The 17993-nt window shown below is 68.5% G+C and carries 12 protein-coding genes; 2 read left to right on the top strand and 10 right to left on the bottom strand.

Translation table 11 applies throughout. The features are described 5' to 3' along the window. Positions 1–208: 208 nt before the first annotated feature. A complete protein-coding gene (locus JOD27_RS14385; protein WP_204762694.1) occupies positions 209–475 on the bottom strand; it encodes a hypothetical protein in 267 nt (88 codons plus the stop codon). Then, complete coding sequence (locus JOD27_RS14380; RefSeq protein WP_204762693.1) at positions 472–1281, bottom strand: phytanoyl-CoA dioxygenase family protein; 810 nt, start codon at positions 1279–1281, stop codon at positions 472–474. The genes JOD27_RS14385 and JOD27_RS14380 overlap by 4 nt, the downstream gene beginning before the upstream one ends. Positions 1282–1351: 70 nt before the next feature. Between JOD27_RS14380 and JOD27_RS46615 the strand changes: the two genes are divergently transcribed. After that, complete coding sequence (locus tag JOD27_RS46615; protein WP_204762692.1) at positions 1352–2116, top strand: helix-turn-helix domain-containing protein; 765 nt, start codon at positions 1352–1354, stop codon at positions 2114–2116. A gap of 160 nt (positions 2117–2276) precedes the next feature. Here the strand turns inward: JOD27_RS46615 and JOD27_RS14370 are convergent, their stop codons facing one another. The 7 genes from JOD27_RS14370 to JOD27_RS14340 all read right to left on the bottom strand — a co-directional run bounded on the left by JOD27_RS14370 (position 2277) and on the right by JOD27_RS14340 (position 14691). Continuing rightward, positions 2277–4853: a glycoside hydrolase family 9 protein gene (locus JOD27_RS14370; RefSeq protein WP_204762691.1), complete on the bottom strand. Its 2577-nt coding sequence runs from the start codon at positions 4851–4853 to the stop codon at positions 2277–2279. A 157-nt stretch (positions 4854–5010) separates the two neighbouring features. Next, the gene (locus JOD27_RS14365; RefSeq protein ID WP_204762690.1) at positions 5011–6813 is read right to left on the bottom strand and encodes an RICIN domain-containing protein; all 1803 of its coding nucleotides are present in this window, start codon (positions 6811–6813) and stop codon (positions 5011–5013) included. Between the two features lie 134 nt (positions 6814–6947). After that, complete coding sequence (locus tag JOD27_RS14360; RefSeq protein ID WP_204762689.1) at positions 6948–9779, bottom strand: glycosyl hydrolase family 95 catalytic domain-containing protein; 2832 nt, start codon at positions 9777–9779, stop codon at positions 6948–6950. A gap of 8 nt (positions 9780–9787) precedes the next feature. Next, entirely contained in the window at positions 9788–10804 is a 1017-nt protein-coding gene (locus tag JOD27_RS14355) for an ABC transporter permease (protein ID WP_204762688.1), read from the bottom strand. After that, positions 10797–12302 carry a sugar ABC transporter ATP-binding protein gene (locus JOD27_RS14350; protein WP_204762687.1) on the bottom strand — a complete coding sequence of 502 codons (1506 nt, stop codon included), beginning with the start codon at positions 12300–12302 and terminating at the stop codon, positions 10797–10799. The genes JOD27_RS14355 and JOD27_RS14350 overlap by 8 nt, the downstream gene beginning before the upstream one ends. 12 nt (positions 12303–12314) lie before the next feature. Then, the gene (locus JOD27_RS14345; RefSeq protein ID WP_239567148.1) at positions 12315–13334 is read right to left on the bottom strand and encodes a sugar ABC transporter substrate-binding protein; all 1020 of its coding nucleotides are present in this window, start codon (positions 13332–13334) and stop codon (positions 12315–12317) included. 34 nt (positions 13335–13368) lie between these two features. Next, positions 13369–14691 carry an enolase C-terminal domain-like protein gene (locus JOD27_RS14340; RefSeq protein ID WP_204762685.1) on the bottom strand — a complete coding sequence of 441 codons (1323 nt, stop codon included), beginning with the start codon at positions 14689–14691 and terminating at the stop codon, positions 13369–13371. Positions 14692–14912: 221 nt separating this feature from the next. Here JOD27_RS14340 and JOD27_RS14335 point away from each other — a divergent pair, with 221 nt between their 5' ends. Continuing rightward, the gene (locus tag JOD27_RS14335) at positions 14913–15605 is read left to right on the top strand and encodes a FadR/GntR family transcriptional regulator (protein ID WP_204762684.1); all 693 of its coding nucleotides are present in this window, start codon (positions 14913–14915) and stop codon (positions 15603–15605) included. Between the two features lie 19 nt (positions 15606–15624). Here JOD27_RS14335 and JOD27_RS46610 read toward each other — a convergent pair whose 3' ends face one another. Continuing rightward, positions 15625–17889: a ricin-type beta-trefoil lectin domain protein gene (locus JOD27_RS46610; protein WP_372441695.1), complete on the bottom strand. Its 2265-nt coding sequence runs from the start codon at positions 17887–17889 to the stop codon at positions 15625–15627. Positions 17890–17993: the final 104 nt, after the last annotated feature.

The following is a 17993-nucleotide window of genomic DNA, read 5'->3' as shown; positions in this document are numbered from 1 at the left end:
GATGAGAGCGCGCCCACGCGTCAAGTGTCGTGGATGAACGGAACCTTCATCGCCCTGTGGTGGATGAGGTTCCGTTCATCCACCACAGGGCTGCACACAGGCGGTTCATGGTTGGGTGCAGGTAGACGCCGGTTGATCTTGAGTTGGTGGTACTTGCACACGCCATGAGCCCAGCGCGGTGTCACGGACACGACTTCTGGTCAGGTGCTCAGGTGAGCTTCTCGAAGAAGAACTCGTGCTTGAGGAACGAGGTGCCGTACTCGGCTCCCGCCTGGGGCGGGAGCAGCTGCGAGGCCTGGATGAGACGCCAGCCGTCGCGCAGCGCGGCGACGCCGTCGGGGTAGGGAGGTTCGTCGGAGTCGCCGGTGGTGGGCTGGGAGGTCCCCGTGCCGTCGTAGCGGGACCAGCCCACCACGGGGGAGTCGAGTGCGGACGTGGACAGGTAGAGGACGAGGACCTGTTGCCGGAGAGTCACGAGTGGCTCCTGTCTGCGGGACGGTTGGTGACACGCGTGACCCAGTGCTCGACGTCGAACGACGGATCACCGGTCAGCGCGCGCCACAGCAGCACGCGGTTGTAGATCTCCAGCCGGGCGGTGGCCTGCTCGTACCACGGGAAGTACCGCCCCAGCTCGGCGGCGACCTCCGGGTCGGCCATGTCGGAGGTGTCCCACAGGCGCACTTGCGGGGTCGTCGGGTTGAAGCGGATCTTGAACATGTACCGGCGGAGGTCGCTGTCGTTGCGGCGCCCGCCGTGCCAGATCCCGTGGTGCAGCAGCAGAACCGTGCCGGCCGGGCAGACCAGCCTGGTCTGGCCGCGCAGGTTCTGGTAGCGGCCGGTGTCGCTCTCGTTGGTGCGGCGCAGGTGGCTGCCCGGCACGACGAGCGTGCCGCCCATGTCGGGGCTGACCCGCTGCGGGTAGTACATGAGCTGGACGTCGAACGCGTCGGGCCGCACGTCGATGATCGCGTCCCCGTGCAACGGCTGGGCGTGGCCCTCGTGAGGTTCGCGCACGTGCACCGCGTGGTGGTCCACGTGCGGGTCGGGGCCCACCAGAGCCAGCAGGGCCTCGGCGACGGCGGGGAGTTCGAGAAGGCGCCGCGGGAACGAGCCTTCCGGGTAGGCGTCGGCGACCGGGATGCCGTACGGCACGTCCGGTATGCCTTTCGGGAGCAGTTCCAGCGCCTCCTGGTTCATCTCTTCCGGCACGACGGCGTCCATCCGCATATAGCCGTGCGAGACGAAACGCGCCAGCTGCACGGACGTGATGGTGGTTCGCATGGGACGAACGTAGGTGGGTCCGCCGTGCTTGGCGTGGGCTGAAATCACCCACTGCTGGTAGTTTTTCACCGTGCAGGAGGTCGTGGTTCCGTTGAGCGAACCGCCTTTCGTGGCGGACATCGGTGTGGCGGTGCACGGGGTCACGACGCTGGAGGACGTCTTCCTGCTGCCCGACCTCTGGCAGTTGCACCTCTACGGCTACGAAGGCGCGGTCGAGGTGGGTGGCGTGGTCCACCGCATCGCTCCCGGCCGCGCGAGCCTCATCCCGCCGGGAACCGTCGTGCGCTACCGGTACCGCGGCAGGTCCGAGCATCTCTACGCCCATCTGCGCCTCGACGGCACCGCGGAACGCCGTGTCGCACAGGTGATGCAGGACGCCGGTCCGAACAGGCCGCTGATCACCAGGCTGATGCGGGGCGCCCTCGCCGCCGCGCCGGCGAGGGCCGCGGCTCACCTGTGGACCGTGCTGTGGCAGCTGACGGACGCGGGTCCGGCAGGCCAGGAGATCAACGCCGACCCGGTCGCGGTGGCCGCCGCGCACATCGAGGCGAACCTGGCGACGTCGTTGCCGGTCGCGGAGGTGGCGAAGGCGGCAGGGGTGTCGCACAACCACCTGACGCGGTTGTTCCGCGTCCGCACCGGAACCACGGTGGTGGCCTACATCCGGCGCCGCCGGATGGAACGAGCCCGGCACCTGCTCACGGCCTCGACGCTGTCGGTGAGCGCCGTGGCGGCGGCTGTCGGGATTCCGGACCTGCAGGCGTTCAACAAGGTGTGCCGGCGCGAACTGGGGGAGTCACCTCGTGCCGTGCGGCGGTCGTTCACGGCACCGTGACGCCGTTCTCCTGCAGCGCCCGGCGAAACGCGTCGGCGAGCTCGGCGACGGTCATCGTCCACAGTGGTCTCCTCCCGAGCTGCCGGACGCCGCTGCCGCACAGGCCGGGGCGCGTCGGACCTGTGCGGCAGCGGTCAGGCTGAACCAGGAGTGAGCCTGCTCAGCCGGTCTTGCAGGTCTTGCCGTTCACCGTGAAGGCGGTCGGATCGGACCCGGTGCCGGAGGCGTTGAATCCGATGTAGACGGACTTGCCCGGTTCGACCTGGCCGTTCCACGACAGGTTCGTCGCGGTCACGTCGCGGCCGGTCTGACTCCAGTTCGCCGACCACCCGGTGGTGATCTTCTGCGTGCCGGGGAAGGAGAACGCGAGCTTCCACCCGTTCCACGCCGTGGTGCCGGTGTTGGTGAGCGACACGTGCGCGGACAGGCCGGTCGACCACTTGTTGGCGTCGTAGCGGACCTCGCAGTCCGGCTTCGTCACCGGCGTCCCGGACTTCTCGGCCGCCCAGCCAGACACCCAGGCGAGCGCTGAGTTCCAGTTGACCGCCACCTCGTTCACCGAGTAGGCGCCGATGTCGTCCACCCAGCACTTCTGCTGCGGGCAGCCGGCCAGCAACCGCTGGACCACCGGGTCCTGCAGCGCGCTGTTCGGGCCGCCGGACAACGATCCGGGCGGCGCGATCGGCAGCGTCGCGTCGTTCTGGTGTGCCCAGAACCGGTGGTGGACGTTGTGCACGGCCTGGTCGCCGTAGCCCGCCACGTACGAGGTGCTGAGCGGGTTGCGGCCGAGGAGGTAGTGCAGCGCCTCGAACACGCCGTCGCGGTACTTGGCGGCACCGGTGAAGTCGTGTGCCAGCGCGAGCACCTGGGCGTTGTTCAGGACAGCGGAGTTCGAGCCCCAGACGTAGCCGTCGGTGCTGTTGTCGTACGGCGTCGCGTAGCCCATCCCGGCCATGGCGGTCAGGTGCTGGTCCGCCACGGAGGCGAACGCGGACTTGATCGCCGCCACATCCGCTGCGGGCAAACCGTTCGGGACCAGGGCGAGCGTGATGTCACCCAGCGGAGCCGTTCCGCCCCAGAAGAAACCGGCCCTGGTCAGGCTGGCCGCCTTGTAGTGCGGTGAGGAGGTCACGTCGGCGCGGTACGCGGCGTCGCCGGTGGTCGCGTACAGCTCCGCGGCGGCCCAGTAGAACTCGTCGCTCACGGTCTTGTCGTCGTACGCGCCGCCGCCGACGTTGTCGTTGGGGTCGGCGAGCTTGGCGGGATTGGCCTTGGCCGCCGTGTAGGCCTTGCGCGCCGCCGCGAGCAGCTTCGCGGAGTACGTCGCGTCGATCCCGCGCCAGAGCCTCGCGGCCTGCGCGGCCACCGCGGCCAGGTTCAGCGTCGCCGCGGTGCTGGTGGCGGACAGCCTGCGCGCCTGGTCGTCCAGCTCCGGCCGGGTCGGCAGCGCCGTCCAGGCCGCGTCGTGGATCTTGTGGTGCGCCATGCCGTCCGGTGCCTGCATCTTCAGCAGGAAGTCGACCTCCCAGCGCGCCTCGTCGAGCAGGTCCGGCACGCCGTTGGCCTTCTCCGGGATGGCCATCGAGCCGTCGCGGAACGCCGACGCGTCACCGATCCTGGCGGCCCGCTCGTAGGAGTTGAGCAGCTGCCACGCCGCGATGCCGCCGTTGACCACGTACTTGCCGTGGTCGCCCGCGTCGTACCAGCCACCGCGCACGTCGAGCGTGTAGCCACAGGCGAGATCGGCGCGGCACGGCACGTTGTTGTCGCCCTGGTTGGGCGCGACGTTGACGTGGCCCGCCGGACGCGCGTACTCCGTGCCGACGTACTGCGCGTCGATCGGGGTGCCGCTGCGCTGGTGGTAGAAGAACGCGAGCGAGTCGTAGCGCAGCTTCTTGATCCCGTCGGCGGAGATGTCGAACGGGAAGCTGCTGTCGGCACCGACGGACAGCGTGTACCCGGTGCCCGGTGTGTCGAACGACGAGAAGTCGATCAGGTGCACCGAGTCGCCGGACGTCGCGTCCGCACCCTTCGGCGTCGTCTGGCCCGTGGCCACGGCCGCACCGGCGGAGTTCTTCAGCGTCCACGTCTGCGGTGCGGTGGCGGTGGAGACGAGCGTGGCGCGCTTGGGCAGGCCCGGCACGTAGCCGACCAGGTCGACCTGAACCTTCTTGGTGGGGTTGGGGGTCACGCCGCCGGGTGGCTTCACGCCGCCGACCAGCGAGACGTTGTCGACGCAGATCGTGTTGGCGAACGACTGGCCGCCCAGCTGGAAGGCGAGCTGGCCGTTGCCGGCGTCCGGGAAGTCCAATGTGGACGTGAAGGTGAAGGTGAAACGCTGCTTCGCGGGAGTGAGCGCGAACTCCTGCCGGGCGATTCCCCGGTACGGGCTCACGCTCTCGCCCGCCGCGGCGGCCACGGTCTGCGCGGTGGTGGCGTGCGCGTCGAACGACAGGGTGTAGGACTGCCCGCTCTCGAACGGGACGCCGTTCTGGCCCACCAGAGCGTCCCAGGGGTTGGTGGTGCCGCCGGTGACCGCGGCGCACAGTTCGCCACCGGTCACCCGGTTGGTCACGCCGGCGCTGCTCCACCAGGGATCGGCGGAGCCGTTCTCGAAGGTGCCATTGAGCACTCGCTGGTACTCCGCGGCCAAGGCCGTGCCCACGGCGGGGAACGTGCTCGCGGCCAGTGCTGTCACCAGGGCGGCAGCGAGCAGGCGTGGGGGTTGCGTTCTCATGGTCGTGAGGTTCTCCGTCCTCGTCGACGGGATTTCTGGGAGCGCTCCCACATGACCGTAGGGTGCGCTGAACGGCGCCGACAAGCGCCGTTCAGCCGCTACCCGGCAACGGCACCCGGTCCAGACCGCTGGTCCGGGCGCGGCAGTACCGGCTACGTCACCCGAACGAGCTCCACAGTCGCCAGGTCTGGTTGAGCTCGTTGCCTTGATCGGCGGACTTGCAGGTCCACTGGATGATCGGCGCTCGGGCGGCGGTGGAGATCCCGTTGACGTCAACGCACTTGCCGCTGTGCCGTGCGACCAACTGGTAGTCGTGCGGATCGTTGCCGCTGTAGGTGACCTTGCGCAGCGTGAACTGCTGGCTGGTCGAATTGGCAGAGCAGGTGTTCTGCGTGACGGCGGCACCGTCGGCGGTCGAGGCGCCGCTGACGTCGAGGCACTTGCCGGACTGCTGGTTCACCACGGTGTAGGCGCCGGACACCGGCGTGAAGTTCCACAGCTGCTGGTCGCCGCCCTCGCAGGGGAACTGCTGCTGCGGGTTGCCGTCGGCGTCGCTCAGGTTCGTGTTGTCCAGGCACTGCTGGGAGTGCTGGGCGGCGGCGACGGTCTGGAAGCCATTCGCCGTCGGCGGCAGAAGCGTGATGGTGTACGTGTCGTTGATGTTGTTGTGCGGCACGTTGACGGTCGTTGCGTTGCCGTTCAACGTCACCACGGAGTTCTGCACGGTGACAGGCCCTTGCACCGCACCGCCGTTGTTGTACGGGATGCGCTGGACGAGAACGCGTACCTGGTTGTTCTGCACGATGCCGCTCGTGGTGTCCAGGCGCTGCAACGAGACCGCGACGTTGCCGGCCGTGCCGCCGCCACCGACGAGGACCTTCGCCACGCCGTTCGCCTTCGTGGCGAACGGGTCGTACGCCTGGCTTGGTGTCGAGGCGACGATCTGGCCGGTTTGCGAGGCGTAGAAGCGGTAGACCCACCACTCGCCCTTGGGCTGGTGCTGACCGGCCGAGTCGCGGACGAGCAGGTTGCCGAGATCGTTGTGCAGGTTCCCGGCGCTGGCCCAGTTGGCGCGCAGGCCGTCGGCACCGGCCCGTTCCAGTCGAGCGACGTACCACGCGCCGTCACCGGGATTCTGCTCGTCGCCCGCGCCGTACTCGTTGATCTGGTAGGGCCGCGGGTGCGGGATGCCGCGCGAGTCGAGCGTCTGGTTCGCGACGGCCACGTTGGACACGGGATCGCCGGGCAGCGAGTGCCAGCTGATGATGTCCGGCACGACGTTGTTGGCGCGCACGAAGTCCAGGTACTGGGGCCACCAGCCGCCGGTCGACGGAGTGCACGCGCAGCTCGGGCCGACGATCGGCTGACCGGGGAAGGCCGCGCGGACGCGCTGGTAGGTGCGCCGCCACAGCTCGAAGTACTGCGACTGCGAGCGGTTCCAGAACGCCGTGATGTTGGGCTCGTTCCACAGGTCCCACTGCACCGGCGCGCCCGTCGCCCGCACGTCGTTGATCAGACGGGTGAGGAAGGCGTCGTAGTCGGTCCAGTCGCCGTTGTCGCCGGGGAAACGCGAGATCGGATACCCGTCGGCACCCCACAGGTCGTGCACCAGCAACACGAACTCGCCGCCGAGCGACCGCGTGCGCAGCAGTTGCGCGCGCGTCGAGTTCCAGCGGCGGTCGTACTTCCCGGACACCCAGCCACCGGGACTGTCGAGCTGGGCGCCGCCCGCGCGCATGTACCGGAACTTGACGTCGCGGTAGAAGTGGTCGGCGGGACCCGAGGCGTTCTCCGTCATGCCGTAGATCCAGCCGGAGGCGCGGTAGGTGGGTGTGCCGTTCGTGACGGAGAAGTTGACGCTGACGGACTCGTCCACGGCGTTGGCCGGTGCCGCCGCCGTGAACGCGAGTGCCGATGCCAGGACGGCCAGAACAGCCGTGCTGGTTCGTCGCTGAACCATGAGGACTCCGAAACAGGTCAGGGGAGACGGAGACTCGAACCGGTTCGATCGAGAACTGAACGTACGCGCAGTACTGTCGACACGGCAAGAGCCGCATCGAGTCGAATCGGTTCGACCCACTCAGGTCGGCACCGTCAGAGCCAGACGATCTGCCACTGCTGGTTCGCCGCACCGTTGGCGGGCCACTGGATCACCTTCGCGCCGTCGGCCTGCGAGCCGCCGTCGACGTCCGCGTACCACCCGGTGCGAACGTTGACGAGGTGCATGTGACCGCCGCCCGCGTCGACGACCTTCCACCACTGGTTGTCGCCGCCGGTGTCGGTCCGCTGTTCGAGCTGGGCGCCCTGGGCGGATCCGCTCGTGCTGGTGAGGGCGCGGCCGCTGTGCCGGGCGACGAGCCGGAAGGAGCCGTCCGCGTTGGAAGCGAGCTGCCACTGCTGGTTCGTGCTGCCCGACCACGTCCACTGGATGACCTTGGCGCCATCAGCGGTGCCCGCGCCGGTGATGTCGAGAACCTTGCCGCTGCGCCGGTTCACCAACCGGAACCAGCCGCTCTGCAAGGACACCGTGACGTCCGTGCGCTGGCCGGCGACGAGCGTGAGCTGCCTGGCGTGCGGGCCGACCGCTGACGGGGCGATCGGCGCCGTGGTGGTCACGGATGTCATGCCGCGCCTGCTGATGAGGGTGACGGTCTGATCGATGGCGGAGGTGATCGACACGCTGGCCGTGCGCGCGGACAGGTCCCAGCTGAGACTGTGCACGCGGATGCGGCCGCGGGCGCGCATGCCGGTGATCGTGCCCTTGGTGAGCTGTCCTGGCAGGGCGGGCAGGAGTTCCAGCACACCGGGCCGGGAGTAGAGCAGGGCCTCGCCGAGCACACCGGGGATCGCGTTGGCCGCGTCCGCGTTGTAGATGTCCAGGTTCGGGTTGTGCGACGTCATCAGCGACCTGAAGACCATGTTGTTGCCGATGATCTTGCGCAGGTTGTCGTAGACCTTGCCGCCGTCCTTGAGCCGCGCGCCCGCCAGCGCGCGGTGCAGGCTGCCGTGGGCGGAGACGTTCTGGTCGCCGCGGACCTCCAGCGCCCGCAACCCGGTGCGGACGAGGTCGGGGGTCTCCTCGGGGTTGATCTCGTGCAACGGCCAGGCGCCGTAGAGCTGCTGGACGTGCCGGTGGTTGTACTGGTCGTTCAGCCCCGGCCACGACCACTCGGCGAGCGCGCCGTCGCTGTTGGTCCGATAGGCGGGCATCTTGGCCAGCAACGCTTTCCAGCGCTGAACGCCTGCCTGCTCGACGCCGAGGGTGGTGGCGGCGAAGATCGCGGCCTGCAGGGCGTGCTTGCCCGCCATGATCTCGCCGGTGGCGTTGACGGTGAACGCCACTCCGGTGTTGCTCGGCGCGTTCTCCATCGAGAAGGACGGCACGAACACGACCTTGCCGTTGGCGTCCGTGCGGGTCAGGAAGTCCTCGTAGAACAGGGCGAGCTCCATGAGCGCGGGTCCGAGCTCGTCGCGCAGGAACGCCTGGTCGCCGGTCACCTCGTAGTACTCGAGCAGCGGGTAGAGCAGCCAGTCGGCGCCACCGGTCCAGGTGTGGCCGGGGAAGTCGCTGTTGTTGAAGTGCAGCATGTGGCCGTACTCGCCGTCGGTGCGGGACGGGGCGAGGAAACCTCGTGCGCCGTAAAGGTTTCGCGCGTTGGTGCGCCAATGGTTCAACTGACCGAGGATCAGGCTGAAATAGCCCCGCATCGCCTCGGGCAGGTCGAGAATGTTGCCGCCTGCGACCTGGAGGTTGACGTTGGCGTCGGTGGTGAAGTCGTCCGCCCAGGCACCCGACCACGTGCCCGTCCAGATCCCGGTCAGGCGCGGCGGGAGAACACCGCTGGAGCTGATGAAGAGGTAGCGGCCCGAGTCGTAGAGCCGTTCGAGCAGCGCGAGGTCGATGACGCTCTTGTTGTTGTTCTGCCGTGCGATCAGCTCGCTGGTGGACAGTTTGCGGTCGGCGTCGGACACGTTCAGGTCCAGCCGCGAGCGGTCGTACATCTCGGTGTGGATCGCGGTGTGCCTGGCGAGCAGTGCCGCGTAGTCCGCGCTGATCGACGCCAACGCCGCGTGCAGCGGTCTGGCGTCCCAGGCGGCCGACTCGTAGCGGTCGAGTTTGGTGAGCAGCACCAGCTTGCTCGCTCCGGTCACGACGATCGTGGCGCCGTTCGCGGTGACCGTGCCACCGGTGGGCACGACCCTGGTGACGCCCTCGTAGCCGAACGCGCCCTGCCCGGCCGGGTAGGTGCCGCGCAGGTTCAGGTAGCCGGACCCGTTCGAGACCGTGGCCAGCGTGGCGTAGCCGACGCTCGACGGCGCTCCGTCCAGCGCGGTGCTGACGCTCAGCGTCACGTCGACCGTGCGGCCGGACGCGGGCAGCAGTTCGTGGACGATCACCTTGTCGGCACGGGAAACGAACGCCCTCCGCGTCCAGGTGCCGTTGTTGTCCGTCCAGCTGGAGGTGACCTCGCCGCTGCGGAAGTCGGTGACCCGGCTGTAGTTCACGAAGGTGGTGCTCGCCGTCGCGATCCGCAGCTCGTACGCCGGGTGGTAGGTCTGCGTCCAGCGCAACGACCAGCCTGCGGCGAAGTCCCTGTTCGCACCGGCGTAGTCACCGGCGAGTGCCTTGTCCCGCACGGCGTTCAGGCGTCCCGCGAGCACCGGCGGCGTAACCGAACGTGTGCCGTTCGGCAACACGAGCCGGTGGTAGTTGAAGATCACCTTCTCGCTCGCGGGAGCGCCGTGCAGCACCGCGCCGTACTCGCCGTTGCCGGTGAGGAAACCGTCCATCCAGGACGATGCCGGGCTCGTGTCGTGGATGCCGCGGTCGGGCAGTGCCGCTGCTTTCGCCGTGTTGCCGGACAACGCCGCTCCGGCCGTGAGCGCGGTGGCGGCCAGAAAACGCCTGCGGTTGAGGTGCGTCACGCGAACTCCTACTCCTGGGCCTTGCCTCCGGTGACGCGGGACAAGGCCAGCGCGATGAGGATGATCGTGCCGTTGAGCGCGCCGATCCACTGGGCGGGAACGCCCGCGAGCGTCAGCACGTTCTGGATCAGGAACAGCAGCAGGATGCCGGTGAAGGCACCGAACATCGTTCCCTTTCCGCCGTTGAGACTGATGCCACCGATGACCGCGGCGGCGAACACGGTGAAGATGTAACCGTTGCCCTGCGCCGAGGCGACCGAGGCGAGCCGCCCGGACAGCAGCAGACCGCTGAGCGCCGCGAGCAGGCTCGCCGTCACGATCACGATCCACAGCACCCGATCGGTGCGGATGCCCGCGGCCTTCGCCGCGTCGACGTTCCCGCCGATCGCGTAGAGGGACCGGCCGAAACTCGTGAACCCGAGCACCACGATGCCCGCGGCGAACAGGATCAGGCACAGCCAGACCGACGCCGGCATGCCGAGCCACTGCGTCGTGCCGAGGTAGAGCATGGACGCGGGCAGCCGGAAGAACGTCTGGCCGCCCGAGATGCCGGTGAGGATGCCGCGCAACACGATCAGCATGCCGAGCGTGACGATGAACCCGTTGAGCCCGAACCGGATGATGAACAACGCGTTGATCACGCCGATGACCACGCCGACCGCCAGTGTGATCGGCACCGACCAGCCACCGGGCAGCAGGCCGAGCCCGTGCCCGGCGCCGACCGGCACGGTGAGCCAGGCGGCGACACCGGGCGCGAGGCCGACCGTGGACTCCAGTGACAGGTCCATCTTCTTGACGATCAGCACCAGGGTCTGCGCCAGGACCAGGATCGCGATCTCGGACATGGTCTGCAGGACGTTGACGAGGTTGTCGCCGCGCAGGAAGACCGGGCTGACCAGCTGGCCGACGATCGCGATCACGATGATCGCGGGGATCAGGGCGAGGTCGCGCAGCCGGGCGATGGCGATCTTCCGGCTGGTGGGGGCCGGGGAGGCAGTGGTGACTGCGGTCTGGGTGTCAGTCATCGAGCTCGACTCCTTCCATCGCGGCCACCAGCCGGTGGTCGTGCCACCCGCGCGGCATCTCGGCTACCACGCGTCCCCCGAACACCACGAGGACCCGGTCGCACAGACGCAGGTCGTCGAGCTCGTCGGACGCGATGACGACCCCGGCACCGGACTCGGCGACCTCCTCCACCTTGCCGAGGAGGAACTCCTTCGACCGCACGTCGACGCCGGCGGTCGGGTTGATCAGCACCAGCAGCTTCGGGTTGTTCGCCAGTGCGCGGGCCATCACGACCTTCTGCTGGTTGCCGCCGGAGAGTCCGGACACCGGCAGCTCCGGTCCCGGTGTCTTGATCGCGAGCTTGCCGATCATGTCGCGGGCGAAGCCGTCCCGGCGGCGTCCGTCGATGAAACCGGCTGGGCCCAGGCGGTCCGGGATCGTCAGGGTTCCGTTGTCCGCAATCGACATCTGCGCGACGTAACCCTGGTGATGGCGGTCCTGCGGGACGAAGCCGACACCCGCCCGCAGTGCCGCGGGCACGCTGCCGGGCCGCGGGCGGGTGCCCGCGATCTCCAGCGAGCCTTCGGTCGGGGCGCGCAGGCCCGCGATCGTCTCGGCGATCTCGACCCGGCCGCTGCTCGCCGCACCGGCCAGGCCGACGATCTCGCCCGCGCGGACGTGGAACGACACGTCCTCGTACGTGCCTGGCAACGTCGCGTCCGTCATCTCCAGCACCGGGGCGGCGTGCTCGGCCGGAGTACGGCGGCCGGCGCCGGTTTCCGTTGCCGCCTCACCCGTCATCGCCGCCACCAGGTCGGCGCGGGGGAGCGAGTCGACCGTGGTGGTCAGCACGTGCCGGGCGTCGCGGAACACGGTGACGACGTCGCAGATCTCGTAGACCTCCTGCAGGTGGTGGCTGATGAACAGGAACGTGACGCCCTGCCGCTGGAGTTCGGCGATGCGGCCGAAGAGCCTCGCGATGGCGGCGGCGTCGAGCTGGGCGGTCGGTTCGTCGAGGATGATGAAGCGGGCGCCGAACGAGAGCGCTCTCGCGATCTCCACGAACTGACGCTGCTCGACGTCCAGCTCGCCGGCGGGCAGCCGCACGTCCACGTCGACCGACCAGGTGTCGAGCAGCTCGCGTGCCTTGGTGCGCACCGTCTTCCAGCTGATCAGGCCGCTGCGGCCGTGGTCGTGCCGGTTGAGGAACAGGTTCTCGGCGACCGTCAGCTCCGGCAGGATGGTGGACTTCTGGTAGACGCACGCCACACGCTGCCGCCACGCGTCGCGGTCGGTGAGCCGGGGAGCGGGCTCACCGCCGAACGTGATGGTGCCCTCGTCCGGCGCCTGGAGTCCGGTGAGGACGGACACCAGGGTGGACTTGCCCGCTCCGTTCCGTCCGACCAGCGCATGGGTCTGGCCCTGCTCGATGGTGATGGCGGCGTCGCGCAGGGCCACCGTCGACCCGTACCGCTTCGTCACTCCCGTCGCCTCGACGACGGGCGGCGCTGCGACCATGTCGCCTCCTGCTCACTGGAGTTTGTTGCCCCACAAGGACTTGTCGTCGTGCTTGAGGCTCGGCACGCCGTCGAACGTGCCGCCGTCCGCGGTCACCAGGGGAGCGGAGAGCTGGTCCTCCAGCAGCCCGTCGCGGACCTGGACGATCGTGCTGTCGTGGTCGGTCTTGCCCGGCTTGAACGACTCGCCGTTGATCGCGGCCTTCAGGTACTGCAGGGCGTACTTGGCGTAGAGGTCGGCCGGCTGCGAGACGGTGGCGTCGACGTGACCGTCCGCGATGTTCTTGAGCTCCTCGGGGATCCCGTCGTTGGAGACGATGAAGACGTGCTTGGGGTCCGAGGGGCCGACCAGCAGGTCCTTCTGCTTGAGCACCTGCAGCGTTCCGGAGAGGGCGAAGCTCGACTGCATGTAGACGCCCTTGATGTCGGGGTTGGCGGTGAGGTCGGTCTGCAGCTTCTGCGCCGCGACCGCACCGTCCCAGTTCGTGGCCTCGCCGAGAACCGTGATGCCGGGGTAGTTGGCCTTCATGCAGTCGTTGAACGCCTCGGTCCGGTCCCTGCCGTTGATCGACGCGAGGTCTCCCTGCAGCATCACGACCTTGCCCTTGCCTGCGAGCTTCGCGCCGAGGAACCGGCACGCCTTCTCGCCGTAGGCCCGGTTGTCCGCGCGGACGACCATGAACACGTCACCGCTGTCCGGCCGGGTGTCGACCGTGACGACCGGGATCTTCTTGGCGGCCAGCTGTTCCAGCGCGGGTGCGATGGCCGCGGTGTCCTGGGGTGCCATCGCGACACCCTTGACGCCCTGGCTGATGAACGTCTGGACGTTGGCAGCGAGCTTGGCGACGTCGTTCTGCGAGTTGGTGGTTTTGAGCTCCAGCCCCAGCTCCTTGGCGGACTCCGGGGTGTACTTGATGTAGGAGTTCCAGAAGTCGGTGTCGGACCGCGGGTAGTCGACACCGACCACCGGCCCGCCGCCGCCGGAACCCGAAGTGCCGCAAGCGCTGAGGACGACGGCGAGAACGATGCCCAGACAGGTGCGAGAACTGGTGTTCACAGCGGATCTCCTAACGGGTGGCGGGATCGGGTGTGAGGTTCCAGACGGGCCCGTCGGGGAAGCGGTGGGCGGCGACGGACGTGGGGTGCAGCTCGGCGCTGATGCCGGGAGCCGTCGGTGCGAGGTAGTGGCCGTCGTGGACGTGCACCGGATCGGTGAAGTGCTCGTGCAGGTGGTCGACGTACTCGATGAAGCGGTTCTCGGTGGTGCCGCTGACGGCGACGTAGTCGAACATCGCGAGGTGCTGGACCATCTCGCACAGCCCGACCCCGCCCGCGTGCGGGCAGACCGGGACGCCGAACTTGGCTGCCAGCAACAGGATGGCGACGTTCTCGGTGACGCCCGCGGTGCGGCACGCGTCGAGCTGCAGGACGTCGATCGCCTCCAGCTGCAGCAGTTGCTTGAACATCACCTGGTTGTGGGTGTGTTCGCCGGTGGCGACCTTCACCGGCGCCACGGCCCTGCGGATCGCGGCGTGGCCGAGGAGGTCGTCGGGTGACGTCGGCTCCTCGATCCAGTACGGGTCGTACGGCGCGAGTTTCGCCATCCAGTCGATGGCCTGCCGCACACCCCACGCCTGGTTGGCGTCGACGGCGATCCTGATGCCGGGCCCGACCGTCTCGCGGGCCAGCCGCAGGCGACGCATGTCGTCGAGGGCGTCCGCGCCGACCTTCAGCTTGATCAGCGTGAACCCGTCGTCGACGGCCTGCCGCGACAGCCGCACGAGCTTCTCGTCGTCGTAACCGAGCCAGCCGGGAGTGGTCGTGTACGCGGGATAACCGTTGTGCAGCAGGTGGTTGGCGCGCGCGGCGCGACCGGGCTCCGCGCGGCGGAGGATGGCGAGCGCCTCGTCACGGGTGAGGGCGTCGCTCAGGTAGCGGAAGTCGACGAGGTCGACCAGCTGCTCCGGCGTCATCTCGGACAGCAGCTGCCAGACCGGTTTTCCTTCCCTGCGCCCGTAGAGGTCCCAGATCGCGTTGACGATCGCGGCCGCCGCCATGTGGACGGCACCCTTCTCCGGGCCGAGCCACCGCAGCTGGCTGTCACCGGTGAGCCGGCGCGAGAAGGCACCGAGGTCGTCCAGGACGTCGTTCACGGCCAGACCGGTTACCAGCGGAGCCAGCGCGCGCACGGCGGCGACCTGGACGTCGTTGCCCCGCCCCACGGTGAACGCGAGTCCGTGGCCTTCCGCGCCATCGCTCGTGCGGATGGTCACGTACGCGGCCGAGTAGTCCGGCTCGGGATTCAACGCGTCGGAGCCGTCCAGCTCGCGGGAGGTCGGAAACCGCACGTCCACCGCGTCCACCGCAGTGATCAGCTCGGTCCGTGGCATCGCAGACTCCCTCGTCGCGTGTCAGCTGCGTGTCCGTCGTGCAATGATCAGTGAGCGGACATGGGATGGATTTATAGGCCACGAACGGTGGAGTGTCCAGGGTTGAAGTGGGCGGGGCACCTGAAAAGTCCAGCTAGAACTGGGAAATGCGTCACGTGACGAAGCAGGGCGACATCCCATGTCTTGGGGGTAGAGGTGGGATGTATTGCTATCCTCCTGCGGTGTCACTGACCGACAAGGCGATCGACCGCATCAGGGACCTGATCGGGTCGGGTGAGCTGCCGCCGGGATCCAAGCTCCCGCCGGAGCAGCAGCTGGCCGCCGAACTGGGCCTGTCCCGCAACCTCATGCGCGAGGCGGTCAAGGCTTTGGTCGTGGCCCGTGTCCTGGAGATCCGGCGCGGCGACGGCACGTACGTGACGAGCCTCGAACCGGAGGTGCTGCTCGGCGGCATCTCCTCCGCGGTGGAGCTGCTGCGCGGCGACACGCTGCTCGAGCTCACGGAGGTCCGCAGGCTGTTCGAGCCGATCGCGACCGGACTCGCCGCCACCCGCATCTCCGCACGCGAGCTGCAGGAGGTCGAACGGCACCTCGACGCGATGCGCGCGGCCCGCGACGACGTCGAGCTGCTCAATGCCCACGACGCCGCCTTCCACCGCGCGGTCGTCGCGGCCACCGGCAACGCCACGCTCACCACGTTGCTGGAGGGCATCTCCAGCCGCACGGTCCGGGGCAGGGTGTGGCGCGGGCTGGTCGACGACAACGCCGCGAGCCGCACCCTCGCCGAGCACGAGGCGATCTACCAGGCGCTGGTGGACAGGGACGCCGCGCTGGCGCAGGCCGCGGCCCTCGTGCACGTCAACACCACGGAACGGTGGTTGCGCGAGCACGTGGGCCGCGACGAAACCCGCTGACGGCGCAGGGTGCTCGTCGTCAGGAAGTCAGGTTCCACTGCTGGTTGGCGCCGCCCCAGCAGTCCCACAGCTGCAGCTTCGTCCCGTTGCCGGTGCCCTGGCCACTCGCCTCCAGGCACCGCCCGGCCTGCACGCCGGTGATAGTGCCGTTGGCGTTGACGTTCCACTGCTGGTTCGTGCCGCCGTTGCAGTCCCAGATCACGACCGCCGTGCCGTTCGCCGTCCCGGCGCCGAACGCGTCGAGGCACTTGTTCCCGTACACCACCAGCTGCTTGCCCGAGGTGTAGGTCCAGCGCTGGTTCGTGGCACCGGAGCAGTCCCACAGCTGGACCTGCACACCGCTCGTCTTGGACGCGCCGTTGATGTCGGCACAGCGGCCCGACTGCCAGCCCACGAGCTTCACGTTCTGGGTCGGCTGGACACCGGCGGCCGCCATCACGTTCTGCGCGCCGCCCGGCCAGGACCCGTTGCTGACGAAGACGGTGCCCGTGACGGTGTTGCCCCGCGTGCCGTTCGTGATGTCGGCGCCGTTGTGGTCGGACCAGTTGTCGGTCAGCGTGAGGTCGCCGGTGTGGTTGTTGGCGTTGGCGTTCGCGTGGGCCCAGTTCCAGCCGCCCTGGTAGACGTTGTTCGTCACCGAGACGTAGCGCGAGCCTTCGTCGAAGTACATGTCGAAGCCGCGGTTCATGGTCCTGAAGTAGTTCTGCTTGAGCACCGTGCCGGGGCTCGCGGACAACATGTAGAACCCGCCGCCGTCGGACATGGTCGTCATCGTGTCGTGGAGGTAGTTGCCGATGACCAGGTTGTTCTTCGCGGTCGTCGCCGTGGTGTAGAGCGGCTGGTAGTTGTAGGTGCCGCGGTTCTGGTACTCCTGGCTGCCACCGGGATCGTTGATGCCCCAGCCGTAACCCAGGTTGAGGCCCGAGTACGGCAGGTTGTAGATCTCGTTGTGCGAGATCGTCGCGTTCGTGGCGTAGGTGACCAGGATTCCGACGTGGCTGCGGTACTCGAGAGCGACGTCGTGGACCTTGTTGTTGCTGAGGACGATGTTCTGGACCGTCATCCGGCTGTCGCTCGGGTGGTGCGCGTCGGCCCGCATGCCGCCGACGACGATGCCGCCGGCCGAGATCTGTTCGAAGGTGCTGCCGGTGACCGTGATGTTGTTCGCGCCGAGCCCGACACCGGTGGTGTGGCCGTTGGCGTCGTTGCCGATGCCGATGCCCACCTGGCCGAGGTTCGTGAACTTGCTGCCGCTGAAGGTGATGGCGTTGGCGGCCGAGACCTGGACCGCCGCGGGCATCTGGCTGAAGCCGGGGCGGGTCGACTCGAACTGGCTGCAGCCGGAGCCGCAGCTGCTGAACGCGTTGGACGGCCTGGTGTTCCACGTGCCCTTGATGTAGCCGCCGGTTTGCTGGTCCGCGTAGCCCTCGCTCGTGCTCGGCAGCAGCCAGCTCGTGTACGAGAACTGCAGCCCGGTGAAGGAGATGTTGTGGGCCGGCGCGTCATACGTGCCGCCGACGTTCACCAGCGACTGCAACCGTGGGAGCTCCACGTCGGCGTTCGCGATGTTCTGCCCAGCCAACGGCTTGTAGTAGAGCGTGCCGGTGGCGGTGTCGAGGTACCACTCGCCCTCGGAGTCGAGGAACTCCCTGGCGTTCTCCAGCCAGAAACCCGCCTGGTTGAACGGGTTCTGGACGGTGTCCCAGCCCCAGGTGTTGTTGTCCCAGGCCGGCTGCTGCATCGTGATCGCGTTGCCGGAGATCGACTGCACCGGCGTGTAGCGGTCGGTGAACGAGTTGGCCGACTCGAGCTCGACCCTGCTCTTGTTGCCGAGGTTGTTCAGGTACGACAGCGCGCTGCTGGTGAAGGTCATGCCCGTGGACGTGAGCGTGAAGTCGGACCGGTTGATCGCGGTGCGGGCCCTCGTCGCGATCTTGCCGTCGACGTGGAGCTGCCGGGCGTCGAAACCGGTGCCGACACTGGCCTTCCAGATGTTCTTCGCGCTGTCCGCCTGGGTCCAGCCGGTGACCTTCTGTCCTCCCGAGATCACGGAGCCCGGTGCGCCCTGCCAGGTCACGGTGAAGCCGTTGGTGCCGGAGTCGGCGGCCGTGAAGGTCAACGGCGAGGTCAACGTGTAAGTGCCGCCCGCGAGCTGAACGACGATGTCACCGGTCATCGACGGCGCGATCGCGCGCACCGACGTCTGGGCCTGGGTGATCGAGCACGGCTGGGCCGACGAGCAGGCGGTGCCGGAGCCGGTTGCTGAGGCGTACACGGTCGACATGACGGCGGCCGAGGCCGGTGCGTGGACCACCGAGACGCCTGCAGCCGCAAGCAGAACGGCTGTCGCGGCACCGGTGAACCGGTTTGCTGTACGTGGGGAGAACG

The organism is Lentzea nigeriaca (assembly GCF_016907955.1).
Taxonomy (GTDB): domain Bacteria; phylum Actinomycetota; class Actinomycetes; order Mycobacteriales; family Pseudonocardiaceae; genus Lentzea; species Lentzea nigeriaca.
Note: the sequence above shows the minus strand (reverse complement) of the source record. Positions and strands in the feature narration are given on the sequence as shown.

Bases quoted from the DNA above. Each gene is read 5' to 3' on its own strand.
- JOD27_RS14370 (WP_204762691.1), bottom strand. From the start codon at position 4,853: ATGAGAACGCAACCCCCACGCCTGCTCGCTGCCGCCCTGGTGACAGCA.
- JOD27_RS14340 (WP_204762685.1), bottom strand. From the start codon at position 14,691: ATGCCACGGACCGAGCTGATCACTGCGGTGGACGCGGTGGACGTGCGG.
- JOD27_RS46610 (WP_372441695.1), bottom strand. From the start codon at position 17,889: ATGTCGACCGTGTACGCCTCAGCAACCGGCTCCGGCACCGCCTGCTCG.
- JOD27_RS14355 (WP_204762688.1), bottom strand. From the start codon at position 10,804: ATGACTGACACCCAGACCGCAGTCACCACTGCCTCCCCGGCCCCCACC.
- JOD27_RS14350 (WP_204762687.1), bottom strand. From the start codon at position 12,302: ATGGTCGCAGCGCCGCCCGTCGTCGAGGCGACGGGAGTGACGAAGCGG.
- JOD27_RS14365 (WP_204762690.1), bottom strand. From the start codon at position 6,813: ATGGTTCAGCGACGAACCAGCACGGCTGTTCTGGCCGTCCTGGCATCG.
- JOD27_RS14380 (WP_204762693.1), bottom strand. From the start codon at position 1,281: ATGCGAACCACCATCACGTCCGTGCAGCTGGCGCGTTTCGTCTCGCAC.